Source organism: Rosistilla oblonga (assembly GCF_007751715.1).
GTDB lineage: Bacteria > Planctomycetota > Planctomycetia > Pirellulales > Pirellulaceae > Rosistilla > Rosistilla oblonga.
This window is the reverse complement of the sequence record NZ_CP036292.1, coordinates 6,711,563-6,735,894: the sequence shown is the minus strand read 5'-3', so window position 1 is coordinate 6,735,894 and position 24,332 is coordinate 6,711,563. Positions and strand designations below refer to the sequence as shown.

The 24,332-nt window shown below is 60.0% G+C and carries 17 protein-coding genes; 5 read left to right on the top strand and 12 right to left on the bottom strand.

The features are described 5' to 3' along the window. Positions 1-67 precede the first annotated feature (67 nt). Both CA51_RS23790 and CA51_RS23785 read left to right on the top strand, forming a co-directional pair. Entirely contained in the window at positions 68-1,624 is a 1,557-nt protein-coding gene (locus CA51_RS23790; protein WP_145123623.1) for a UxaA family hydrolase, read from the top strand. A 96-nt stretch (positions 1,625-1,720) separates the two neighbouring features. Next, positions 1,721-3,526 (top strand): hypothetical protein, encoded by a 1,806-nt coding sequence (locus tag CA51_RS23785; protein ID WP_145123622.1) that lies wholly within the window; start codon positions 1,721-1,723, stop codon positions 3,524-3,526. 751 nt (positions 3,527-4,277) lie between these two features. Here the strand turns inward: CA51_RS23785 and CA51_RS23780 are convergent. From CA51_RS23780 to CA51_RS23755, 7 genes are all read right to left on the bottom strand, one after another. After that, the gene (locus tag CA51_RS23780) at positions 4,278-4,805 is read right to left on the bottom strand and encodes a C40 family peptidase (RefSeq protein WP_231745867.1); all 528 of its coding nucleotides are present in this window, start codon (positions 4,803-4,805) and stop codon (positions 4,278-4,280) included. 77 nt (positions 4,806-4,882) lie between these two features. Beyond that, complete coding sequence (locus tag CA51_RS23775; RefSeq protein ID WP_145123621.1) at positions 4,883-8,371, bottom strand: efflux RND transporter permease subunit; 3,489 nt, start codon at positions 8,369-8,371, stop codon at positions 4,883-4,885. Positions 8,372-8,382: 11 nt separating this feature from the next. Further along, on the bottom strand, positions 8,383-9,855 hold the full coding sequence (locus tag CA51_RS23770) for an efflux RND transporter periplasmic adaptor subunit (protein ID WP_231745866.1): 1,473 nt from the start codon (positions 9,853-9,855) through the stop codon (positions 8,383-8,385). 128 nt (positions 9,856-9,983) lie between these two features. Continuing rightward, positions 9,984-10,430, bottom strand: a complete 447-nt coding sequence (locus CA51_RS23765; protein WP_145123619.1) for a hypothetical protein — start codon at positions 10,428-10,430, stop codon at positions 9,984-9,986. 79 nt (positions 10,431-10,509) lie between these two features. Further along, positions 10,510-10,977 carry a dihydrofolate reductase gene (locus tag CA51_RS26005; RefSeq protein WP_197451429.1) on the bottom strand — a complete coding sequence of 156 codons (468 nt, stop codon included), beginning with the start codon at positions 10,975-10,977 and terminating at the stop codon, positions 10,510-10,512. Between the two features lie 134 nt (positions 10,978-11,111). After that, positions 11,112-11,510, bottom strand: a complete 399-nt coding sequence (locus tag CA51_RS26000) for a nuclear transport factor 2 family protein (RefSeq protein WP_197451428.1) — start codon at positions 11,508-11,510, stop codon at positions 11,112-11,114. A gap of 544 nt (positions 11,511-12,054) precedes the next feature. Continuing rightward, entirely contained in the window at positions 12,055-15,783 is a 3,729-nt protein-coding gene (locus CA51_RS23755) for a proline dehydrogenase family protein (protein ID WP_231745865.1), read from the bottom strand. Between the two features lie 29 nt (positions 15,784-15,812). On the opposite strand from CA51_RS23755, the gene CA51_RS23750 reads away from it, so the two are divergent. Together CA51_RS23750 and CA51_RS23745 are read left to right on the top strand one after the other, a co-directional pair. Next, the gene (locus CA51_RS23750; RefSeq protein WP_145123616.1) at positions 15,813-16,478 is read left to right on the top strand and encodes an NUDIX hydrolase; all 666 of its coding nucleotides are present in this window, start codon (positions 15,813-15,815) and stop codon (positions 16,476-16,478) included. A gap of 119 nt (positions 16,479-16,597) precedes the next feature. Continuing rightward, positions 16,598-17,782, top strand: coding sequence for an amino acid aminotransferase (locus CA51_RS23745; RefSeq protein ID WP_145123615.1), 1,185 nt, complete (start codon positions 16,598-16,600; stop codon positions 17,780-17,782). Positions 17,783-17,886: 104 nt separating this feature from the next. Here the strand turns inward: CA51_RS23745 and CA51_RS23740 are convergent, their stop codons facing one another. From CA51_RS23740 to folK, 5 genes are all read right to left on the bottom strand, one after another. After that, a complete protein-coding gene (locus tag CA51_RS23740; protein WP_145123614.1) occupies positions 17,887-18,189 on the bottom strand; it encodes a DUF167 domain-containing protein in 303 nt (100 codons plus the stop codon). Between the two features lie 9 nt (positions 18,190-18,198). Then, positions 18,199-18,783, bottom strand: a complete 585-nt coding sequence (gene leuD, locus CA51_RS23735) for a 3-isopropylmalate dehydratase small subunit (RefSeq protein ID WP_145123613.1) — start codon at positions 18,781-18,783, stop codon at positions 18,199-18,201. Positions 18,784-18,882: 99 nt separating this feature from the next. Further along, positions 18,883-20,313, bottom strand: a complete 1,431-nt coding sequence (gene leuC, locus CA51_RS23730; RefSeq protein ID WP_145100915.1) for a 3-isopropylmalate dehydratase large subunit — start codon at positions 20,311-20,313, stop codon at positions 18,883-18,885. Between the two features lie 441 nt (positions 20,314-20,754). Continuing rightward, on the bottom strand, positions 20,755-21,606 hold the full coding sequence (panC, locus tag CA51_RS23725; protein ID WP_145123612.1) for a pantoate--beta-alanine ligase: 852 nt from the start codon (positions 21,604-21,606) through the stop codon (positions 20,755-20,757). 21 nt (positions 21,607-21,627) lie between these two features. After that, positions 21,628-22,536, bottom strand: coding sequence for a 2-amino-4-hydroxy-6-hydroxymethyldihydropteridine diphosphokinase (gene folK / locus CA51_RS23720; protein WP_231745864.1), 909 nt, complete (start codon positions 22,534-22,536; stop codon positions 21,628-21,630). Positions 22,537-23,421: 885 nt separating this feature from the next. Between folK and CA51_RS23715 the strand changes: the two genes are divergently transcribed. Next, positions 23,422-24,315: a glycosyltransferase family 2 protein gene (locus CA51_RS23715; RefSeq protein WP_145123610.1), complete on the top strand. Its 894-nt coding sequence runs from the start codon at positions 23,422-23,424 to the stop codon at positions 24,313-24,315. Positions 24,316-24,332: the final 17 nt, after the last annotated feature.

Below are 24,332 nucleotides of genomic sequence, written 5' to 3'. Positions count from 1 at the left end.
ATTCTCGGTCGATCGCCGTTGTCCCAGCAAATTGCTTGTGCCACGCGATCCCGGAGCTGCACACTGCATGAACAAAGTATCTTTCGTACAACTCAGCCCCAGCGACAATGTCGTCGTTGCGATTTCGGAACTTGCCCCTGGCCACATCCTCGAAGTGGGGGGCGAATCGGTTGCAACGATTAACCGGATTCCGGCGGGGCACAAAGTTGCCGTCCGCTCGATCCAGCAGGGCGAAGCTGTCTACAAGTTTGGTTCGCAGATCGGGAGTGCGACGGCCGACGTCGCCGCCGGCGAGCACGTTCATTCGCACAACTTGCAGCACAAGCACGATGTGATCACCGAGGTGCCGTCGACCGATCCCCCCGCCGCTCCGGCGAAGTTGGAGCGGACGTTCGAGGGTTACGTCCGTCCCTCGGGACGCGTCGGCACGCGGAACTACATCGCGGTGATCTCGACAGTCAACTGTTCCGCTTCGGTCTCGCAGTTTGTCGCTCGGCGTTTCGAAGGAGACGCGTTGGACGAATATCCAAACGTCGACGGCGTCTTTGCGGTCACGCACGAGACGGGGTGTGGAATGGGCTACGCCACGCTTCGTCACGAGATGCTCAGCCGAGTGTTGGTCGGTGCGGCGCGGCATCCCAACGTCGCCGCCTGTGTCTTGATCGGACTCGGTTGCGAACAGGGATCGATGGGCTATCTGTTCGAAAAGCATGGCATCGTTCCGCTGCACGCTCCCGACGGCGAAAAGCTGACGCGCGATAAAGGCGATGCGATCCCTGTGCTGACGATGCAGGATGAAGGTGGCACGCGAAAGACGATCGAACGCGCTGTCGAGATCGTCAAGGATCTGTTGCCCGTCGTGAACGCCAACCGCCGCGAAACAGTTTCGGCAAGCGAGTTGAGTGTCGGTCTAGAGTGTGGTGGTTCGGATGGTTATTCGGGGATCACCGCCAATCCGGCCGTTGGATGCGCCGCCGACCGGATTGTTGCCAGCGGCGGAACGGCAATGCTGGCTGAGACCAGCGAGATCTATGGTGCCGAGCACTTGTTGGTGCAGCGGTCGCGCAGTCCCGAAGTTGCGTTGGCGTTGATCGAACGGATCGAATGGTGGAAAGAATACGTCGGCATGTTCGGTCTGGAATTGGATAACAATCCATCGGTCGGCAACAAGGCGGGCGGGCTGACGACGATCGCGGAGAAGTCGTTGGGAGCGGTCGCCAAAGCGGGCTCGACGGCGCTCGAAGCTGTCTATCAATACGCCGAACAGGTTCACCAAAAGGGCTTGGTCGTGATGGACACTCCCGGTTTCGATCCGGCCAGCGTGACCGGGATGGTCGCCGGCGGAGCGAACATGATCCTGTTCACCACTGGCCGCGGCAGCTGTTTCGGTTGCAAGCCGACGCCCTCGATCAAGATCGCTACCAATACCGCGATGTACGACCGGATGATTGAAGATATGGATCTCAATGCCGGCACCGTCGTCGAAGGTTCGACTGTCGATCAGGTCGGGGAAGAGATCTACAACAAGATCCTGGCGGTCGCTAGCGGCGAAAAAACGAAAAGCGAATTGGCTGGGATCGGCGATTATGAGTTCATCCCTTGGACCGTCGGCCCGACGCTGTAGCGGACCGGTATGCTAGAATGACTCGTAGCCTCGCGGTCGTGATCGAGGTTGCGAGTCTCCCGTGCGGACAAATCCCCGAGGTGCGTTATCTGTCGTTTGCAATCGCCCCGCCGGCCGCAAGCTGTCGCGTTCCGCAAGCTGTTTCCCTGCGGAACGCTGCTTGTTGCCTGGATGCTGTGCAGTCCTTCGCTGGCGGTTGCTTGGCAGCCATCGTCGCCGAAGTTCGAACAGCGCGATCCCGATGCTGTTCACTTCCGCAAACATCTAGACCGGATCGCCCAGGCGGCGGATCCAGCGGACGCTGAAGCGATCGCCGGTTGGATGTTGCCGCACCGCGACGACCAGCAAGTCGTCTACTTTCTATCCAGCGAGCCGCCGACGCCATCGCCGTTGACGACGCTGCGGCAGAAGCGAGCGGAGAATCTGTTGCGGCACGCCGCTGCGGCTGCCGAAGCGGATGACCTGCAGCTGGGTTATCAAATGTTCTGGCAAGCCGCTCGCGAAGACCCTCGCAATCCGAGCGTCTTGCGAGCGCTCGGCCTTCCCGCCGACGGCGAAGTTCCGATTACGGTCCGTCCCGGTCGCAACGCCGATCGCCAACTGGACTGGCCCGCCCGATCGTACCTGCAGGTTTTGACGCCTCACTTTATGATCGATGCCCGCTGCGATCGCGAGCAAGCGATCGAACTGGCGCAGCGACTGGAGCGGGTTTATTGGATCTGGACTCAGGTCTTTTATCCGCTGTGGGAAAATCGGGGTTCGATCCAACAGACGCTCCGCGGTCAGGGGCGATTTGAATCGCGGATCAGCCGGCATCGCGTGGTCCTGTTCGCCAATCGCCAGGAATACATCGACACGCTGTCAAAAGAGACGCCGGGGATCGAGCGGTCGACAGGCTTCTATTCCAATCATGCCAAGATCACGTTCCTGTATGCGGGAGCTGATGCCGACCTGAAGACGCAGTACCACGAACTGACCCATCAACTGATCGGCGAGGCGTCGCGGATGCGAGTCTCTCCCCACGTCGGCCTGCCGAGCGATTTCTGGGTTGTCGAGGGAATCGCCAGCTACATGGAATCGCTCTATCTGCACGACAGCTACGCCACCGTCGGCGGTTGGGAATCGTCTCGTTTGCAGTTCGCGAGGTATCGCGTTCGGGGGCTCGGTGAATCGATGCCGCTGCAGCGATTGGTCGGGCTCGGCCGCGACGCGGTCCAACAGTCTCCCGACATCGCCAGTTGGTATTCATATGCCGCCGCCTATTCGCATCTCTTGATGGATGGCCCGCACCGCGAGGCGTTCCTGGAATATGTGCGAAGCGTTTATGAGCAACCAGCCAAATCGAGGAGTCTGCCCGATGTCGACCTCGCCGATTTTCTAAACGTCACCAGCGACGACGTCCGCTTGCTGCGGCCCGGCACCCAGTTGCAAGAGCTCTGCCTGACGAACACCCAAGTCGACGAAACTGCCGCCGCAGCGCTGGCCGATCAGCAACACTTGACCTGGCTCGACCTATCGCGATTGCCGCTGACCGACGCCGTGTTGGCAGCGTTGGTTCGCAGCAATCCCAATCTCGATCAATTGTCGCTGGAGCGAACCGCCGCCAGCGACGCGACGCTTGCGGCGATCCCCGGGCTGTTAGCTTTGGAGGAGCTAGACCTGACGCTGGCTCCAGTCACCGACGGTCACATCGCAGCGTTGGCTGGACTGGAAAAGCTGGAGACGCTGTGGCTCACCGCAACACAAATCACCGACGCCTCAGTCGACGTGATCGCTCAATTGCCGTCGCTCCGCCAAGTCGATATGCAACGGACCGCAGTCACCCCCGCCGCGATCGAATCGCTCCGCACCGCACGCCCCGAGCTAACGATCAACCCCCTACAAATCGTCGCCGCGCCATAGCAGCCCCCGCCCACGTAAAACGTCCACCGATCAAACGAGAATGAAGCCGCGGCCGGGGGGCGTAAAGCCGCGGTAGCGGCGGCCGCATAAAGCCTGCGGCGCGAGCCGCAGGAAACGAAAGCCGTGGTGTGAATGCATGCGATCGCCGCATCCGCGGCTTTTCCGGACGATTGCGGTTTGCTGTTCCGGCGACTTACGCCGCTGGCAATTCTTGTGTCGGCCTCCGGCCTGAAACCGTCGCTCGCGAAAACGGGCTTTGTCTTGTGGTCCTGCGGCTTGCGCCGCAGGCTTTATGCGATCGCCGCATCCGCGGCTTTTCCGGACGATTGCGGTTTGCGGTTCCGGCGACTTACGCCGCCGGCAATTCTTGTGCGGCCTCCGGCCTGAAACCGTTGCTGGCGAAAACGGGCTTTGTCTTATTGTGTCTTGTGGTCCTGCGGCTTGCGCCGCAGGCTTTATGCGACCGCCGCATCCGCGGCTTTTCCGGACGATTGCGGTTTGCGGTTCCGGCGACTTACGCCGCCGGCAATTCTTTTGTCGGCCTCCGGCCTGAAACCGTTGCTGGCGAAAACGGGCTTTGTCTTGTTGTGTCTTGTTGTCCTGCGGCTTGCGCCGCAGGCTTTACGCGATCGCCACATCCGTGGCTTTTGATTTTTGCGGGACGCTTTCCTGCGGCTTGCGCCGCAGGCTTTATGCGATCGCCGCATCCGCGGCTGTTGATTGTTGTGCTCCCGTGGGAACGAAGACGCGTTTAATGCGTGTGTGCTTCTTCCTTGAATTCTCCGGTGTAGGGAGTGCCATCGATCACGCCGGTCATCGTGCCGGCGTACTCTTGCACGACGCCCAACTTCTCGTGCGTGCCGATAAATCGCGAAGCGGTTCCGTCGGGGTCGCCCTCTTGGGGCGATGGCTTCAAGGTGACTTGCATCTCGGGATCGATGATCGTCAGCTCGATCGATTCCGCAGCGATCGGCGCGGCGGTCTTCTCGTCGCCACCTAAGACATAAACAGTCGCTTCGGTTTTGTCGTGGTCGACGGTGAATTCGACATGGAACTTGCCTCCGCCCCAATCGGCAATCGTCCCGTCGTGCGGGCCGACGCCGTGTCCATGCCCCACCTCGCTGTGGTCGGTGCCGGAATGATCGTGGCCATGGTCGTCGGCTGCGCTCTCGGCGGTTGGGGTTGCGTCGTCGGTCGGCGTGTCGGCTGGGTTGCAGCCGGTCAAACCAAGAGCACCGGTTGCCAACAATGCAGAGAGAATCCAGTTTGTAAACTTCATCGTACTTTCCTTCAGGAACCAATTGGAGGCTCGGACCACCGCGGGCCGAGCAGGAGTGAGTTAGGTCTGTTGCGTTTCTAAGTCGGGGGTTCGAATTGCGAATCGACATCCTCCGCCGTGCCGCTCGCCAGAGCGGCTGCATCTTTTCCGCTGAACGCCCAAAACAGGCCGGGATGAATCAGGAATTCACAAAATGTCGAAGTGGTCAGTCCACCGAGGATCACCGTCGCGACGGGATACAAGATCTCTCGCCCCGGTTCCTGGCCGCCAAGGACCAGCGGGATTAAGCCGATCCCAGCAGTCAACGCCGTCATTAAGACGGGAGCCAGGCGTTCCAGGCTGCCACGCAGCACCATCGCCTGCGTAAACGATTCGCCTTCCTCTTTCATCAAGTGGAAATAGTGGGTGACTAGCAGGATCCCATTGCGAACCGCGATTCCGCCCAGCGAAATGAAGCCGACTAAACTGGCAACGGTCAGACTCTGGTCGGTGATCACCAACGCCAACACGCCGCCGATAAAGGCTGTCGGCAGGGCGTTGAGGATCTGCAACACGATCCGCACCGACGGGAACAACAACATCAGCACGACAAACATCCCCACCACCGAGACTCCGGCCAGCGCGATGATCCACTGCGTCGCCCGCTGCTGGCTCTCAAACTGCCCACCATATTCGATATAGTACCCGATCGGCAGTTGAATCTGCCGGTCGATGCGTTGCTTGATCTCGCCGACCGCGCTGGCCAAGTCGCGGCCCTGCGTGTTACAGCGGACCGCGATCCGCCGCCGCGCGTCTTCGCGGTTGACGGAATTGGGGCCCGAGCCTTCGCCGATGTTCGCGATTTCCTGCAGTTCGATCTGGCCGCGATCGGCGTATCCAGGGTGATCGGGCAGATCGATTCGCAACCGACCGAGGTTGGCGTAATCGGTTCGGTAGGCCTCCTCCAGTCGAACCATCAGGTCGAATCTCCGTTGCCCCTCGAGCACTTGCGATACGACTTCCCCCTGCAACGCGATCTGCAAGACATCGGCGACGTATTGCCGCGTCAAACCATGCAGTGCCAGGTCGTCCGATCGCAATTGGATATGCAGTTCGGGAACCTGTTGAATCGGTTCGACGACCGGCGGTGTGATTCCAGGGATCGACTGCAGCGTCGACTTCACCTGTTCGGCAATCCGCTGTAGCGTATCGAGATCGTCGCCATGGATTTTGATCGCGATCTGTGCGTAGATCCCCGAGACCATGTGGCTGATCAAATGCGCCAGCGGCTGTTCGACTTCGATGTCCACACCCGGCGCCTCGTCTTTTAGCTTCTTCAGCAATCCGGCCAAGATCTCCTCGCGATCCTGGTCGACTTCCGGATTCATGCTCAAAATGTATTCGCCAACGTTTACTGGCGAGGCGTGCTCGTCCAGTTCCGCTCGCCCTGTGCGGCGGACAAAATGCAAGATCTCCCCCTCGGGACGATCCTCGTTTTTCTGCATCGATTGAAAGACCGCATCGATCGTTTGCGAGACCCGATTCGAAGTTTCCAGCGAGGAGCCCGGAGGCAAGGTGACGTTCACTTGCACGCTCCCCTCGTCGAACGGCGGCAGGAAATTACGCCCCAGTTGAGCCATCTGCCAAGCTGCCAACAACACTCCCAACCACGTCGCGCACAGCAGCATCCGCGGCCAGGCCATGCTCAATTGAATCCAAGGGGTGGTCGCCCGCTTCAGTCCGCGCAACAACAGCCCATCGTGATCGCGGTGCGTTGCCGACGACTTGGGCAACAAGTAATACGACAGCGCCGGCGTGACAGTCAACGAAACCAGAAAGGATGCCAGGATCGAGATGATGTAGGCGAGTCCCAGCGGCGCGAACAACCGTCCCTCGACGCCCGACAGCGCGAACAGCGGCAGGAAGACCAGGATCACGACCGCGGTGCCAAACATGATCGCGCTGCGGATCTCTTTGCTCGCTTCAAAGACAACTTGAATCGCAGCCCGCCGCGTCGGGGCTGCGTTGTTTTCTTTCAGTCGTCGGAAGATGTTTTCGACGTCGACGATCGCGTCGTCGACAAGTTCCCCCATCGCGACGGCGATCCCGCCGAGCGTCATCACGTTGATCGAAAGCTCGCTGCCGCTGAACCATCCGATCCAACGGAAGACCAACGTCGTGATCACCAACGACAGCGGGATCGCGGTCAGGGTGATGAAGGTCGTGCGAAAGTTCAGCAGGAATAGAAACAGCACGACCATCACCAGGAAGGCACCGATCACCAACGCTTCGGCAACATTAAAGATCCCGCGGTCGATGAAGTTTTTTAAACGGAACAGTTCGCTGTTGATGATGATGTCCGCCGGCAGCGACGCTTCGACTTCGGCAAACGCCGCTGCGATATCGTTAGTCAATTGACGCGTGTCGACGTGCGGTTGTTTGACGGTCGTGAAGACGATCCCTGGTTGGCCATCGACGCTGCCATCGCCTCGCTTCAGTTGAGGCCCTTCGCTGACGCGGGCGACTTGTTCCAACAGCACCGAGCGTTTGGGATGATATCCGACGGGGATCTTCTTCAGATCTTCGATCACCACCCGCGACTCGGGCCCCAGCCGTCCGAGGATCCGGATCGACCGCTCGGTCTCGCCGGTCACGGCAAAACCGCCGCTGGTGTTGATGTTACTTTCTCGCAGTGCTTGGGCGACGTCCTGCACCGTGACGTCGTATTCCAATAGGGCTGTCGGATCGATCAGGATCTGGTACTGCTTGCGATCGCCTCCCTGCATGAAGACCTCTGCCACCCCGGTCGTCTTCAACAGCCTTGGGCGGATGATCCAGTCGGCGACGGTGCGGAGATCCAATTGCCGTTTGGCATCGCTGTAGAAGTTGACGTCGTGTTCCTGCCCGGCGATTTGAATCGTCGCGATGCCAACGCCTTCGGGAGATTCCCCGGCCAGTTGAGGATCGTCGGCTGCGGCGGCAGTCCATGTGATCGACTGCGTTTCCACACGCTTCCAGGTTTTTAAGTCCTTGCGTTCGACCGGCTGCCAAACTTGAATCGCTTCGGCTGGGTCGGCTGAATCGATCCGTTCGGCCATCATCGACGTCTTCCCCACGACGGCCAATTTACCGCCGCGCGGCCCCGGTTGCCGGTAGATCCCCGCGATGACGATCTGCCCCATGATCGACGATGGAGGCGTCATCTGAGGACGAATCCCGGCGGGCAGGATGCCTTGCAGAGTGGTCAGCCGTTCCTGGACAGTCTGTCGCGCCGCGCGGATCTGCGTCGACCAATCGAATTCGATGTAGATCACGTTCAGCCCGGCCGTTGTCTGGCTGCGCACGGCTTGCACGCCATTGGCTCCGATCAACGCGATTTCGATCGGCTGGGTGACTAGCGTCTCGACTTCTTCGGTCGCCAGGCCAGGAGCTTCGGTGATGATCACCACCCGCGGCCGATCGAGATCGGGAAAGACATCGATCGGCATCTGAGCCGCTTGGTACGAACCGTACACAAGCAGGGCCAGGCTGATCACCACGACCAGCATCCGATACCGCAACGAGAAATGAATGACAGCGTCTAACATGATGGCAACTTTCAGTGAGCGGCGTGGACGGTGCCATCGGGATGAACGTGAACGCCGACTTGTTGGCCGCTGGCCGCTTGCGACCGGAGGACGCGGTTCAGCGAGGCGGCAGCGTTCTGGGCCAGGTAGGTTCCCGGAGTCACGCTGCCATCGTTGGCCAACACGATCGATTGGCGATCTTCGTGCAGCACATGCACGGGCAGACGTTTGAAGAGGTCGCCGTTTTGCATGAAGACATACGCTTCGGGCCCGTCGCGGACGACCGCCGCCGCCGGCAGCACCAACACGTTCTCCAGTTTCTCGACGGGAACGTGCAGTCGAACGCGTTGCCCCGGTCGGAATCGCCAGACCAGGAAGGTTTGTTCCGCCTTCTGGTAGGCACGCGATTGGTTTCGCAGCGGAATAAAGAAGTCGAAAGTGCGGCTGTTCGTGTCGATGGCGTTGGAAAGGTGGCGGATCTCAAACCGCTGCTCGAGTTCGGGCCATTGGTCGGTTGCGTCGTCGGCGAATTCGATGTCGATCGCTCGCCCTTCTTGAGCGGCTTGTTCCAGGAACGGTGCCTCTCGCTTGAAGGCATGCCCCACGACATACAACGCCTGGTGATTGGCGAGCGTCGCCAACGGTTGCCCGGCTTGCACCTGTTGACCAAGTTCGACCAACAGTTCCTGGACTTCAAACGCAAACTCGGGCGCCCGGGAACTGGACGAATCGAAGCGAGCCTGTTGGACCGGCTGGATCGTTCGCGCCGCCCGATCGGTGTTGGTTTCGGTAAGTGGTACGGTCGGCAGAGCCTCGGGAGCTCGCACATCGATCGTGGACAAAAATCTGCCCGATTCGATCTGTTCGATTTGCGCCGAATCGAGGCCGCGCGAACGCAAGTCCTGGCGGGCGGCTTCGATCAAGATCTGTTGCCGGCGAAGATTGCCTTGCAATTCGATCATCTTGCTTCGGACCACCGCGCCGGAAGTCACGGCGTCCGAGACGCGATCGATGTCGGCTTGGATGATCGAGGTCTCCTGTTTCGCTTTGAACAACTGAGTCTGCGTCGCTTGCAAGTATTCGCTGAACAATCGCAAGGTGAACAGCCGCTCGCCCGGGCGAATCGCATCGCCGGGCGAGATGTGGATCTCGGTCACAACGCTTTCGGCTGGCGAGGTGACACCGCGATCGGAGACACCTGGGCGATCGGCCAGCTTGCCAGGGATCTGTAGACTGCGCCAATAGGTTTGCGGCCGCGCCGGCTGTGACGTGAGCCCTAGGTTCTTTCTCGCTTGGACGCTGATTTCGAGGATCGTCTGTTTTTCTGACGCTGGCTGCGGCGGATCCTCCTTGGCGACTGCGGGAACGCTGCCGGCAAACGGCAATACATCGCGAAAGTACCATGTCGTCAAAGCGACACCGGCGGCGAGCGCAAGTCCGAATAAGAGTTTTGTAAGCGAAGGAACGTGTTGCATGATGACCTGCATCTTTCCACGAAGACCCATCGGCGTCTTGTTAGATCGCGTGAAGGGGGCGCGAGTTCGCGCGTGCAAATGGAGTGACGATACGCCGGAAACCAATCAGCCTGCCGCCGTCAATGCGACGCAGGTCCGATGGTGCGCAATCGTGGTCGCTATAGCCGTAGAGAGGCTGTCAGAAGGTAGATCGGCAGCTTCGGTCGCCGATCGGGCGGGCCGCTGCTGCGCCGATACTGGCGTTCCCGTTGTGGGATGGTTCCAGCGATCGAGGTGAATGGCAGCGACGACAAATCGAGACTGATAGAAACCGCATTGCGAGCGACGGTCCAGTCGGAGTCGACAAAGTAGACCGCGTCGCCATCGTGGTCGCATGCAAGCGACAGTTCCGTTAACGCATCCGCAGGGGATTCCTCGCCGGCGGATGGTCGGTCGGCCTGCCCATGGTGATGCCCGTGATCGTGATCATGCCCATGGCTGAGGTGTACGTGAGGCCGGTGAGCATGGTCGCCTGGCTCCGCACCGCCCGATGCCGCATGCGAATGAGGCACGACGTGCCCCAGCATGAAGGTCGCAATTAGCAGCAAGGAGAGAAGCGGACGCATCGGTGTTTCTTGGTGTTTGGATCCGGTCGGACACTTATGGAATGTTAGCGTCGAATCGGTTGGTGGTCTAGCGCGTTTATTAAGAAGTTGTCTTTCTTTTCCATCGCCGGAACGTGAACTGTGGCTGCTCGCGAGTCTCGACGACCTGCCAGTTGTCGGCATCAAAAGCGGGAAAGTACGCATCGCCGCTGTACTGGCCATGGATCGTACTTAAATACATCTGGTCGGCGACGGCGATCGCTTGTTCGTAGATCGAACTGCCCCCGGCGATGAAGATCTGTTTGCCCAAGGCTTTGGCCATCGCGACCGCTTTGTCAAACGTCGTCGCGACCGGAACGTCGTCGAGTTCGGCAGACCGGGAGACGACGATCAGCGAGGTTTCCGGAGCCACATCTTTGCCGAAGATCTCAAACGTCTTCCGCCCCATGATCACCGTTTGGCCGGCGACAAAGTCGAGGTATTGTTGGTATTCGGCGGGAACGTTCCAGGGCATTCCGTTTTGGCTGCCGATCACGCGATCTTCGCTCATCGCGGAGATGATAATCATGCCTGAAGGAGCTCCTTGCTTGGGGAATCTGCAAAACCACACTTTGCCTTGGCTGCAGGTTCTCGGCAAGCGGGGCGAGAGGGGTTCGCCCGCAACGAACGCGATCGGCAATCGCATTGGTGGGCAAAGGGTGTTTAGAAATTGGGGTCGTAATAGAACCTCAGGGCGATGATCTTGCCATTCTTCCAAGTTGAAACTTGAACTTGTTCGGGCCAGAACTTCGATCCGTCGATCATATCCGCCTTGATCGTATACTCCGCCATCGTGATTCCGTTGCCCTTGCCATCGTCCGACGCAACAGCGATCGATCGGATATCGATTCCATGAAACTTCTGCACCTGCGTTAGGAACTGTTTCTCGAAAGCGATCATGTTCGCCTTCCCCTCGCGCCGCGAACCGTCCCCTTCGATTTGGTAGGCGTCGTCGGCGTAGTAGTCCTCCATCACTTCGACGAACTCTCCCTTGGCACAGCGTTTTACAAACGTTCGCTGCATCTCTAACAGTTCGCTCTTGGGCGTTGCGGCATCGGTCATCTTGAACCCTCATTCGTTTGAGTTCTACGCGTCGACCGGGTAGACATACCGCAGGTCGGAATGCATTTTTGTGACTTCTGAATTGCAGTTCGAGTTTTGAAGGGACGGATTTCAAGCAAGTTCCACGGTAGTGCCCAGCGACCGCGCACCGCGGGTTTCGTTGCGAACCGATGGAGCCAGCGGGAATACAGATCTCAAGATCTGAGTCCTCGCGGGTTCGCTGATCGCATTCGCTTGGAATCGTTGAGTGGAACAGATCGCCGGCGGAACGAGGTGTTGTTCACCCCCGCAGCCATAACGCGAAAAGAGTTTGTGGTCAGAAGCCGAAAAGAAAGAAAAGTGCGTATTTAGATGGAGCGAACGACACAAGAAATGCGAGCGGTCCTTTATCGATCGATGCTTCGTTCGGGCTCGAACGGACATGCCGAACTTCTATTCTCAAGCCTCGCTTGAACCAAGTCAATCAAATTCGAGCGGCATCAAATTGCAATTCGTCGAATATCGAGTCTTTATCGCGACTGTTCTTTTGGTGAATAGATGTCTGTCATAAGACGTGTCGCCGGGGTTCCTCGGATCGGCGGCCGAGGTTTCCGTAGCGATGGTAGTCGACGCAGATGCTTTGCTCGCGAACGTAGTGCAGTAGTTCGTAGCGACCGTCGCTGAGGACTGGTGTCTGGCAGATGTAGACGTTGTGCTGGTTTGCCGCTTCGCGAACCGCAGGGTCGACCATCGCGGCGGGAGTCATCCGGATCCGCAGCACCTCTCCCTCTTCGATCGCGTCGATCCACTGCTGTGTCGTCTCTTCGATCATCTCGATCCGAGCCGCCCAGTCGGCCGTCAGGAATTCGACCAGTTCGACCAAGGCCAATGCTTCCGCCGGCCGGTGGCTGAGCGTGATCCGGCATCCCGCAGCATGCGCCGCGGCGATGCAGCGGACGATGTCCAGCGGACCATCGGCCGCGCTGATGCCGATTCGCAGCGCTGGAATTGGGCAATACCGACGCCAGTTGTCTTGGCCGACCAAACGGACGCTGTCGTGCTGCTGGCGATACTCTTCGGTCGCCCAGTGGTCATAACTAGCCAGCGCCGTCTGCAAACGATCGATCACCGATTCGGTCGCATCCTCGCCGCCGCAGCGCTCGATCAACGCGGCCGCTTCGGGCGACTTTAAGTTCTCGCGCATCGACTGCAACGCCGGCAGTTCGAAGCGATGTGCATTGAACATCTGCGGATGATCGATCTGGTCGCGCAGCTTCATCAGCGACGCGACGTAGTGCGGGCCTCCCGCTTTGATCCCCGGTCCGAAAGCACTTTTACCCAGTCCGCCAAAGGGTTGCCGCAAGACGATCGCGCCAGTCGTCGAACGGTTGATGTAGAGGTTGCCGGCTTGGATCTGTTCCCGCCACAGTTCTTGTTCGCGATCATCCAAGCTCTCCAGCCCGCTGGTCAAACCGAATCCCGTCGCATTGACGATGCGAATCGCTTGCTCCAATTTGCGAAACGGCATCACGCCCAGAACCGGGCCAAACAGTTCGGTCATGTGCGTGAAGCTGCCCGGTTGGACATTCCATTTGATCCCGGGGCGATAGAGATTCGGATTGTCATCGCACGGTTCGGGCATCACCAACCAGGACTCTCCCGGTTCGAGCTCCTTGAGCCCGCGAGCCAGTTCGCCGCTGGGCGGTCGGATCAGCGGACCAACTCGCGTTTGCAGCTCCCACGGCGATCCGACGATCATGCTTTTGCAAGCGTCAGCTAACATCTCGCGAAACGATTCGTCCTCAAAGACCTCTTCTTCGAGCAGCAGCAGCGAAGTCGCACTGCACTTCTGGCCGCTGTGTCCAAAGGCCGATTGCAAAGCGTGTTTGATCGCCAGTTCGCGGTCGGCCAATCCGGTCACGATCGTCGCGTTTTTGCCTCCCGTCTCGGCGGCCAAAGCGAGATCGGGCCGGATCCGCAGCATCGACTCGGCGGTCTCGGTCCCGCCGGTCAAGATCACGATGTCGACCTCGGGGTTCTCGACCAACCGGCGGCCTGCATCGCTGCCGCGGCAGGGAACCAATTGCAACGCCTCGCGCGGCACGCCGGCGTCCCAGAACGCTTGGCACAACAGATAGGCCGGCAGGACCGTTTCGGATGCCGGTTTCAGCAGCACCGTGTTTCCTGCCGCCAGCGCCGCCGCGACGCCACCGCAGGGGATCGCGATCGGGAAGTTCCAGGGGCTGATCACCGCGACCACGCCGACGCCCGACGCCTGGATCTGCGGCGATTGATACGCTTGGTCGGCACACAAACTGTAGAACTCGATGAAATCGATCGCTTCGCTGACCTCGGGATCGCTTTCGGCTAGCGTCTTGCCGCCGTCGATGAGCGCCGCCGCCAACAGATCGCCACGCCGCTGGCGAAGCAATTGAGCCGCATCGTGCAACGTGGCGCGGCGAGCTTCGCTTGGCATCGATCGCCAGTTGCGAGGGTCTTGCCTGGCACAAGCGATTGCCGCATCGATATCGTCGCTTGTCGCCATCGCATACCGGCAGGCGATCTTGCCCGGGCGCGAAGGATCGCGGCTTTCGGCGATCTCCCGCGCGTCGGTTACTTCGCGGCCGGCGATCGACAGCGGGATCCGCGTCGCCGCATCGTCGCAGCGATCTCGCCATGACGCCAATAATTCCTGAGCCCAGCGGCTGTTCTGTGGCAGCGACCAATCGGTGTTCGGTTCGTTGATGAACTGCTGCCACGTCTCGCCCACCTCCGGCCTCTCGGGAACTTGGCTGCGATCCTGCTGACGACGCGGTTTGGTCGTGACCGAATCGATCGCCACCAGCGACGCCCGGAATCCATCGGCCAGCGTTCGCCAAGTCTCGGTGCCGGGTTGCAGTTGAAACGCGTGGCGGAGAAAGTTTTCCTGCCCAGTGTTTTCGTCCAGCCGACGGATTAGGTAGCCGATCGCGTTGAGGAAGTCGGTTTGTTCGCAAGCCGGCGCGTACAACAGCATGCTTCCCGTCATTTCGAACAACGCGCGACGCTGCTGATTCGCCATCCCTTCGAGCATTTCGAATTGCACTCGCTGTAGCGCGTCGGCTTCGCTCGCCCAGATCGCCACCAGGGCGATGTCGAACAGGTTGTGCGATGCTACCCCCAGTCGCAGTGCGGTGGAGTTCTCCGGAGCCAGGATCGTGCGGATCATGCGTTTGTAGTTGGCGTCGGTTTCGTGCTTTGTGGTGTAGGGAGCTTGCGGCCAACCTTCGATCGATGCTTCGACGCGTTCCATCTCCATGTTCGCTCCTTTGACCACGCGGATCGTCAACGGCAGGCCACCGGCGGCGGTTCTTCGCTGCGCCCATTGAGCCAGATCCTGCAAGACGTCAAACGAATCGGGGATATACGACTGCAGCGCGATCCCGGCGCGGACCTGCGACAGTTCGGGGCGATCGAGCGTCCGCTTGAGCACATCGACTGTTAGATGAAGGTCGCGATATTCCTCCATGTCCAGATAGACAAACTTGCTGGTCTGCGTGCCGTCGCGACGCTGGAAGGTCTGTCGCATCGCGGCGCGGTAGAGCAGTTCCAGTCGGTCGGCGATCACGCTTTCGGTGTGCGATCTGGCTAGCGTGGAGATCTGCGAATAGATCGTCGAAACCTTGACCGAGATGCATTCGATTTCGGGCATCTGCAACGCGGCGAGATACTTTTTCAGCCGCTGCCGCGTTTCGCCCTCGCCCAACAACGCTTCGCCCAACAGGCAGACGTTCATCCGAATCCCTTCTCTTTGCCGCTCGCGAAGATGCTTTTCCAGAACCTCCTTCTCCGCTGGCAGGATCACGTTAGCCGTCTCGTGCCGCATTTTGTCTTTGACCATCGGGACGGCGACGCCGGGCAGGTAGCCGCCGAAGGTTTGGAAGCCGCGCAGCAGCGTGCGGTCTAGCGGGCTGAAGAATCGCGGCACGCCTTGGACGTCGAGGATGTGCGTCAATTGGTCGGCGACGCGCTGCGGCACGTCGGTTCGGAACGCTTGATCGGTCATCTCGATAAGTGTCGCTTTATCCTCGTGATGTCCGATCATGCGATCGAGTTCGGATTGCTGGCGCCGCTCGGCGGGCGTTAGCAGTTGTTGCGATCGCTGCAACAGTTGTTTCGCCAAGGCGATCGCGCGAGCTGCGTCGCGCTGCCATCCGGTCAGTCCGGAGGCCGCCGATTCGGTGGCGGCAACGGCCTCGTTGAGGTTGAGGAAAGGGGACTCTTCCGCGGCTGGGTCCGAAGCTGATGATGACACGGTGTCGATTCTCCGTTTAGAATTGTTAGATGCCAACAAACCAACCCGTCGAACTGCCGCTGCCCGTGCAACCGATGACCCGCTTAGGGGAACAACGGTCGCGAACGCGGAGCGCTTACAACCAAGCATCGGTCGGGCTCGCTTACGGACGCCACGCCGGACCGGTTCCGGGAGACGCGCGGCAAGCGGCTGTCCTTATCATGTTGGCATGGGACGGGGCGCAATGGAACCTACCGCTGACCAAACGCCCAACCAGCCTGCGACATCACGGCGGGCAGATCTGTTTTCCCGGCGGCCGCTTGGAAGCGGGTGAATCGGCCGTCGAGGCGGCGGTTCGCGAGTTCGACGAGGAACTGGGGATGGTCCCCGACGATCTGCAGATCCTGGGGCGGTTGTCGACGATGCATGTCTACGCCAGCCACAACGTCGTCACGCCGATCGTTGCGACGACGCGGCAGACGATGCAGTTCCGGCTGGATCCGGTGGAGGTGGCTCAGGCGATCATGCTCCCGTGGGACGCGTTGACCGATGAATCGCGGTGGACGATGCGGAGCATGCGGCGGCCGATCTCCCGCAACCGCGAGGTCGTCGATTCGTTCACGTTCCGATATCGGGCGTTGCAATTTGGCGAGCACCTGATCTGGGGAGCGACCGCGATGATGCTGGCCGAACTGTGCCAGGTCGGTTACCGATAACGCGGGCCAGCGGCAACGCAGACTTTGCTCGATTGTGGCCCTCCCCGAGTTGCACTTTGGCGATTAGGATAACGTGCCGTAATCGATTTTTTGCCCGATTTCACTACGGTTAACCAGCCATGTTCGAAACGATCCAAACCGCTCCCCCCGACTCGATCCTTGGTCTGACGGAAGCGTTCCAGAAAGATGCCAATCCCGCCAAGATCAATCTCAGCGTTGGTGTTTATAAGGATACGTCGGGGCAGACGCCCGTCTTGCGGTGCGTTAAGCAGGCTGAAGAAACGCTGCTGAAGACCGAAACGACCAAGGGTTATCTGGGTATCGATGGCTTGCCCGAGTATCGCCAGCACGTCCATGGGCTGGTCTTTGGCGATCAGGTTCCCGCGTCGCGAGTCGCCGTCGTGCAGACTCCTGGCGGAACCGGAGCTCTCCGCGTCGCCGCCGATCTGATCGCGGGCCAGTTGAAGCCGGCTCAGATTTGGCTGTCGAATCCGACTTGGGCCAACCACAACGCGATCTTCACCGCCGCGGGCGTTGGCGTGCAGACCTACAGCTACCTGAATGCCGAAAAGACCGGGCTCGACTTCGACGCAATGCTCGAGGATTTGAAGACCAAGCCGCGGACGGGCGACGTCGTTCTGTTGCATGCTTGCTGTCATAACCCAACGGGCGTCGATCCGACCGCTGAACAATGGGCTCAAATCGCCGAAGTCGTTCGCGAGCGCGGACTGCTGCCGCTTGTCGATTTCGCCTACCAAGGATTTGGCCAAGGGATCACCGAAGACGCCGTCGGGATTCGCACGCTGTTGACGACTTGCGACGAGATGCTTGTCGCGAGTTCGTTCTCGAAAAACTTCGGACTCTACAGCGAGCGCATCGGCAGTTTGTCGCTGGTCGCCAAGAAGCCGGAAGAGGCGACGGCGGGGCTGAGCCAGTTGAAGCGCGTCGTCCGGACGAACTACAGCAATCCGCCGCGGCATGGTGGAGCGATCGTTTCCACCGTGCTCAGCAGCCCCGAATTGACCACGCTGTGGCACGAAGAGGTCGCCGAGATGCGGAACCGGATCGCTGCGATGCGTAGCCAGTTTGTGACGCAGATGCACCAGCGGCAGAGCAGGCGGGACTTTTCGTTCCTGCTGTCGCAGAGCGGAATGTTCTCGTTCAGCGGTCTGAACCCGATGCAAGTCGATCAGTTGCGGAACGAATACGCGATCTACATCGTTGGCAGCGGGCGGATCAACGTCGCCGGCATGACCGACGAAAATCTGCCGCGTCTGTGCGACGCCGTCGCTGCGGTTCTCTAATCGCCAATCGCCTGCAAGAGTCTGGCGATCGCAATCGAAAAGCGGAGGGACCGGAGCGATCCTTCGCTGGCGGGCTGGCATTTCGTGCTGGCCGTGATCTGACGCTATTTGATTGTCGCCAGCGTCTGTAATTGCTGATCGATCTGCTGTGGATCGATCTGAGTCGCCGCGATGGTTTTGCGGCGGTGTGTGTCGCCCGAGATGATCTCGAGTTGACTCTTGCTGATCCCCAGAGTTTTGGCCAGCAGTTTGATGATTGCCGCGTTGGCTTTGCCCTTCTCGGGAGCTTGCGTGACGGCGACGCGAAGGGCTCCATCATGCTGGCCGCCGACTTCGTTGCGTCGGCTGCCAGCGGAAACGTGGATCGCGAATATCAACTGGTTTTCGCGGGGCGTTGTTTCGATCATCGCCTGGGACTAGAGCGCGGCTTCGTAGGCCGAGATCTTCGCTTCGTGTTCCAGAGTCATCGCGATATCGTCGAGGCCGTTGAGCATGTTGTGCCGCCGCGACGGTTCAACTTCAAACGTGCGATCGAATCCCTGGCCGTCGCTGATGGTGTTGTTTTCAAGGTCGACGGTCAATTGGTAGCCTTCGGTTTGTTCGGTGCGACGGAACAATTCTTCGATGTCTTCTTCGCTGAGCACGATCGGCAGGACGCCGTTCTTGAAACAGTTGTTGAAGAAGATGTCGGCGAACGAGGGGGCGAGGACGGCGCGGAAACCGTAGTCGTCCAAAGCCCAGACCGCATGCTCGCGGCTGGATCCGTTGCCAAAGTTGCGGCGGGTGACCAGGACCGAAGCATCTTTAACGGCTGGTTGGTTCAGTTCAAAGTCGGGGTTGTCCGATCCGTCTTCGTTGAAACGCCAATCGAAGAACAGGAACTGGCCGAAGCCGGTCCGCTCGATCCGCTTCAGGAACTGTTTGGGGATGATTTGGTCGGTGTCGACATTGGCGCGATCCATCGTCGCGACGAGGCCGGTGTGCTTGGTGAACTTTTGCATGGAATTGAACGCAGTTTTGTATCGGTGAGATTTGGTGATCGGGAGTACTTCGCGACGCCCGATCGCGTGGCGATCGGGCGGGTCGGCTGATGCCGCTGGCTAGCTCTTGAAGTCCCACTGGCGGACGTCGGTGAAGTGACCGGCGACGGCGGCAGCGGTTGCCATTTCTGGGCTGACCAAGTGCGTGCGGCCTCCCTTGCCCTGGCGTCCTTCGAAGTTGCGGTTGCTGGTGCTGGCACAGCGTTCGCCCGGAGCGAGTTTGTCGGGGTTCATCGCCAGGCACATGCTGCAGCCCGCTTCACGCCAATCGAAGCCGGCTTCCTTGAAGATCACATCCAGGCCTTCTTCTTCGGCTTGTCGTTTGACTTTGCCGCTGCCCGGAACAACCATCGCGTTGACACTGCCGCTGACCTTGTGGCCCTTGGCGACTGCCGCGGCGGCTCGCAAGTCTTCGATCCGTGCATTAGTGCACGAGCCGATGAAGACGCGGTCGATATGGACGTCGGTCAGCGATTTGCCGGCGGTCAGGCCCATGTATTCGAGCGCTTGAGCCGTCGATTTTTGTTCGGTCGGGTCGGTCGAGTCGCCTGGCGACGGGATCCGGTCCATCACGCTGATCACTTGGCCGGGGTTGGTTCCCCAGGTGATTTGCGGTTGGATGTCGGAACCTTGGAAGACCTCGCTGCGGTCGTAGGTGGCCCCGGGGTCGCTTGGCAGTTGCTTCCACTTCTCGACAGCGGCGTCGAAGTCCTTGGGGGCTTCGGGCTTGCCGCGGAGATACTCAAAGGTGAGCTCGTCGGGAGCGATCAGGCCGGCGCGAGCACCCGCTTCGATCGACATGTTGCAGACCGTCATCCGCTCTTCCATTGAGAATTTGCGGATCGGATCGCCGGTGAATTCCAGCACGTAACCGGTTCCCCCGGCGGTGCCGATCTTACCGATCAGATACAGGATCGTGTCTTTTGCCGTGACGCCGCGGGGGAGGTCCCCTTCGACACGCAGTTCAAAAGTCTTCGGCTTGTATTGCAGCAGGGTCTGCGTCGCCAGCACGTGTTCGACTTCGCTGGTGCCGATGCCGAACGCCAACGATCCAAACGCACCGTGGGTGGCGGTGTGACTGTCGCCGCAGACGATCGTCATGCCGGGCTGGGTGAAGCCGTTTTCGGGGCCGATGACGTGGACGATCCCTTGGCGAACGTCGTCGATGTCGAACAACTGGACACCGAACTCCTTGCAGTTATTGCGCAGGGTGTCGATCTGCTTGCGAGCGATCGGGTCGGCGATCGGCAGGCTGCGGTCGCTGGTCGGGACGTTGTGATCGGGAGTTGCGATCGTGCGACCGGGCTGACGCACCTTGCGGCCTGCGAGCCGCAAACCTTCAAACGCCTGCGGGCTGGTCACTTCGTGGACCAGGTGCAGGTCGATATAAAGGATCGTCTGTTTGCCAGGTTCGCTGTGAACAACATGGTTGTCCCAGATCTTTTCAAACATCGTGCGGGGCTGTCCCCCGCTGCTTTGTGCTGTTGTCATCAGTTGCCGAGACGCCAGGAGCGCCGCTGAGGTTCGGGATTTTCTAAAACACTATTGTATTTGGCAGGCGAGGTTCTCGGTATGGGGGACAGATTTCGGCCGCTGACGTGCTCGGATTGCATCCGCATTGCCGGCCGGCCCCAGGTTTGGCGCATTGTGGATTTGTTGTCGTCGGCCCTCCCCGAAAAACTCGCTAAACGCTTGTTTTCCGACCCTCCCTGCGTCGCCGGGCGGGTGAAGTGCGGCATCGCTTCACCCTCCCCCAAACGAAGTTTGGTAAGGGAGGGTCGAACCCGCGGAGCGCGGTTCGGGGAGGGGGTGCGAGGTACGTCCCCAGTGCTCGGTCACGGCGGTCGGCCCTCCCCGAAAAACTCGCTAAACGCTTGTTTTTCGACTCTCCCTGCTTCGCTGGGAGGGTCGAATCTGTCGCGGCGAACTCTGTTAATTGCCTGGCGTCAGCAGCGTGTTGTCGATCAGCCGGGTCGCGCCGACGCGAGCGGCGATGAGTGCGACGGCGGGGCGATCGATCGTTGGCAGGGGGGCGAGCGTGATCGCGTCGGCGATTACCGCGTATTCGATCGTGTCGACCTTGGCTTCGGCCAATGCGTCGAGCATGGTTTGTTTCAGTTGTGGGCCATCGGTTGTGCCGCTGTGGAACTGCTGCTGGGCTGCCTGCAGGGCCCGGCTCAGTCCTAGGGCTCGCTGGCGTTGGTCGTCCGAGAGGTAGCGATTCCGCGAGCTCATCGCCAATCCGTCGGGTTCGCGAACGATCGGGCAGATCTCCAGTTGGATCGGGACGTTCAAGTCGCGGCACATCGCCGAGATGACGGCGGCTTGTTGGTAGTCTTTTTGGCCGAAGAAGGCGTGTGTGGCCGGAACTATATTAAACAGCTTCATGACGACCGTCGTGACGCCGCGAAAGTGGTCGGGGCGGCTGGCCCCTTCGAGCGTTCCGCCAACAGCGGGGGGGCTGACGTAGGTCGAAAATCCCGCCGGGTAGACTTCGCTCGGTTCGGGGGTGAAGACCAAGTCGACGCCGGCGGCTTCCAGTTTTTCAAGGTCCGCGTCGAGCGTGCGCGGATATTTGTCGAGGTCTTCGCTAGGAGCGAATTGCGTGGGGTTCACGAAGATCGTGGCCGCGGTGCGATCGCAGATCGTGTGGCTCCGTTGGGCCAAGCTGATGTGGCCAGCATGCAGTGCACCCATCGTTGGGACGAGGCCGACGCGATTCCCGACGGCGCGTTGGTCGAATGTCCAGCGCTGTGCCTCGGAGACAAGTTTTACGATTTTCATGGCGATTTCTTTGGGGCGGTGTTAGGAGGGGGAGGCCCATTTGCCGTCGGGGGTGATCGGGTGCACTTCGCACTGCATCGAATCGATCGCCGCGGCGACTTCGCTTACTGCCCACGGGAGGTCGTCGACTTCCAGGCGATATTCGGGCCAGTTCCAGCCGTTGCGATAGATGATCTGCGGCGAGGGCCAGCGGGTTTCGGGGGGGGTGCGGTGCAGTCGAGCGATCAGCCGCGGCATGTTGGGATCGCGCGAGGCGATCTCGGGCGAGGTCGTCGCGATCGCTTCGGGGACAAAATCGGCGACCCAGGGTGTGTTGTCGGGCGTCGACATGTTGGCGGTCTGGGCAGCGGGGGGCGTTTGGTCTGTTGCCGCTACGGTGCCGGGGGCGTGGCCGATGATCGACATTGCCGGTGGGGATGCACTGCGACGGCGGATCGCGATGCCGTGTTGTGCTGACAGTTGGTTGCAGATTTCGGATCGCAGTTCGCTGCCGCCACCGACCAGAGCGACCGACGGAGCGGCGGCTTGCAGGTGTTCGTAGAGTTGTCGCAGGGTCCATCCGAACCGCGGATCGCGCCAATCGGCAGCGACATCTTGGGCGGGAGCCAGGACAAAACCGCGGGCGGTGTAGCGAGGATGGGGGAGCTTTAATTGCAGCGATGCGCCGACAAAATCGCCGTATAAGACAACGTCCAGGTCGATGCTGCGTTGGTCCCATCGCTGTTTGCGAACGCGGCCAAGGTCTTGTTCGGTCTGCTGCAGCAGGTTCAGCACGCCAGCGGTGGAGAGGGTCGTTTCGATGACTGCCGCTGCGTTAAAGAAGATCGATTGGCCGCTGGGGCCACCGACCGGCGGCGTCGTAAAGATCCGGCTGCATCGCATCGCCAGGACGTCGGGGTGGCGGGCGATCGCCAGCGCGGCCGATCGCATTAATTCATCGCGATCGCCGAGGTTGGAACCCAGGCTAATCAGGCAGTGGGGCACGGGCGGATCATTCAGCAGTAGGGTGTGTCAGCGGGCAAGCATCCTGCTGATTGTAGCCCTTGCGGTGTCCATGGGAAGCGTTGTGATTCAGCAGTGTCGCAGCGGAGCGAGGGAGCCAAAAAGGACCCACGCATACGCCATCCATGGCGACGCGTGGATCGACAATCTCAAACAAGGAGGGGAAGTCCGGTTCTCGACATTCGTGTCGTTGGCTGTGACTCCCTGCATCACCACCCCCCAAGTTCAAAAGTTCAGAATCTGTTTCTGCCTGCCGCTTATGTGGTTGTCGTTACCGCCGTTTTGTCGATGCGCAGCATCAGACAGGCGGGGTTGTTTTTGTCTCGTTTGGCAGTCGCAACATGCGGCTGGAAGGCTGTTGGGAACGCGTGCCTTCAGGACGCGGCTAACGCCATTTGGAATCAGCTGGAAGAGTCGAGCGGGGTGAGGAATCGGGCCGGAGAACTAATCGAACGATTTCGTTTTCCCAAGACTTTCATCGCAGCGATTCCACACTTTGCATAAGGCTAAGGCGATTCAAAATATTGCCGACCCGAGTCGTGAGGCCGCTGGCGGTTTCGGCGATCAGAAAGGCAATATGATTTCGCATCATTGTGCCGGATGCGGTTGGGTTGTCAAGCAATCAGCCTGCAACGAATGCAATTTTTTTCATGATTGGCAAAGTTGCTTGCATTGCGCTGAGGAAAGTGTATTAGCATCAAAAGAGATTTTGCGGCAGTGCTTGATTTGTGAAATGATGACGAGTCTGGCAGAATGATCTGACCTGCTCTCGGGCTGCCTTTCTAACATCTTGTCTTAGCGGTACTTGTCGCCATGCCAGAACACGATCCTACGCCAGAACGAAATGAAACGCCGACACGCGAGGTGTTGTTTGGCGAAGGTTTAACGGTGCCGCAGGATCTGGATGGCAACCCACGTTTCTGGACGGATGAACACTATCTGGAGTGCTGTCGATTGCTGGGGCCCGCGGTCTGCCGTCGGCTGGGGATTTTCCCGCTGCCCGCAGGGTTTGTGCTGTCGGTGGTCGTGCCGGTCTACAACGAAGCGACAACTGTCGAGCGAGCGATCGCGCGGTTGCGGAGCACCGGTTTGCCGCTGCAGATCATCCTGGTCAACGACGGCAGCACCGATGGCAGCCACGAGGTGCTCGACGCCCTGCCGGCATCGGACGACCTGACCGTCATCCATCATCCGGCCAACGCGGGCAAGGGAGCCGCCGTGCGGACCGGCTTCGCCGCGGCGAAGGGTGATTGTGTCGTCGTGCAAGATGCCGACTTGGAATACGATCCCAACGACTTCCGCTGGCTGTTGCAACCGCTGGTCGCCGGCGAGGCGGACGTGGCGTATGGGACGCGGTATGGCCACTGCGATCGACAGGTCTCGCCGTGGTGGCACCAAGCTGTCAACGGATTGATCACGGGGTTGTGCAATCTCGCGATCGGGTTGCGATTGAGCGACGTCGAGACGTGTTACAAGATGGTCCGCCGCGATCTGCTTCAGGACCTGGTCCCCGATCTGAAGGAGAACCGATTTGGGATCGAGATCGAACTGACGGCCAAGCTGGCTAAGCGGCGGTTGCGGTTCACCGAGCGGCCGATTCGATACCAGCATCGCTGGTACGACGAGGGTAAAAAAATCGGCTGGAAAGATGGCGTCAGCGCTCTGTGGTGCATCGTTCGATACGGCCTGCTGCAACGCTCGAAGTGATTTGCTAGCTGGGGTTT

Coding starts and splice junctions, on each gene's coding strand:
- CA51_RS23775 (WP_145123621.1), bottom strand. CDS start 8,371: ATGTTAGACGCTGTCATTCATTTCTCGTTGCGGTATCGGATGCTGGTC.
- CA51_RS23740 (WP_145123614.1), bottom strand. CDS start 18,189: ATGATCGAAACAACGCCCCGCGAAAACCAGTTGATATTCGCGATCCAC.
- CA51_RS23745 (WP_145123615.1), top strand. CDS start 16,598: ATGTTCGAAACGATCCAAACCGCTCCCCCCGACTCGATCCTTGGTCTG.
- CA51_RS26000 (WP_197451428.1), bottom strand. CDS start 11,510: ATGACCGATGCCGCAACGCCCAAGAGCGAACTGTTAGAGATGCAGCGA.
- CA51_RS23770 (WP_231745866.1), bottom strand. CDS start 9,855: ATGGGTCTTCGTGGAAAGATGCAGGTCATCATGCAACACGTTCCTTCG.
- CA51_RS26005 (WP_197451429.1), bottom strand. CDS start 10,977: ATGATTATCATCTCCGCGATGAGCGAAGATCGCGTGATCGGCAGCCAA.
- CA51_RS23780 (WP_231745867.1), bottom strand. CDS start 4,805: ATGAAGTTTACAAACTGGATTCTCTCTGCATTGTTGGCAACCGGTGCT.
- leuC (WP_145100915.1), bottom strand. CDS start 20,313: ATGACAACAGCACAAAGCAGCGGGGGACAGCCCCGCACGATGTTTGAA.
- leuD (WP_145123613.1), bottom strand. CDS start 18,783: ATGCAAAAGTTCACCAAGCACACCGGCCTCGTCGCGACGATGGATCGC.
- CA51_RS23765 (WP_145123619.1), bottom strand. CDS start 10,430: ATGCGTCCGCTTCTCTCCTTGCTGCTAATTGCGACCTTCATGCTGGGG.
- CA51_RS23790 (WP_145123623.1), top strand. CDS start 68: ATGAACAAAGTATCTTTCGTACAACTCAGCCCCAGCGACAATGTCGTC.
- folK (WP_231745864.1), bottom strand. CDS start 22,536: ATGCGATCGGCCGCGCTGGCGATCGCCCGCCACCCCGACGTCCTGGCG.
- CA51_RS23715 (WP_145123610.1), top strand. CDS start 23,422: ATGCCAGAACACGATCCTACGCCAGAACGAAATGAAACGCCGACACGC.
- panC (WP_145123612.1), bottom strand. CDS start 21,606: ATGAAAATCGTAAAACTTGTCTCCGAGGCACAGCGCTGGACATTCGAC.
- CA51_RS23750 (WP_145123616.1), top strand. CDS start 15,813: ATGCCAACAAACCAACCCGTCGAACTGCCGCTGCCCGTGCAACCGATG.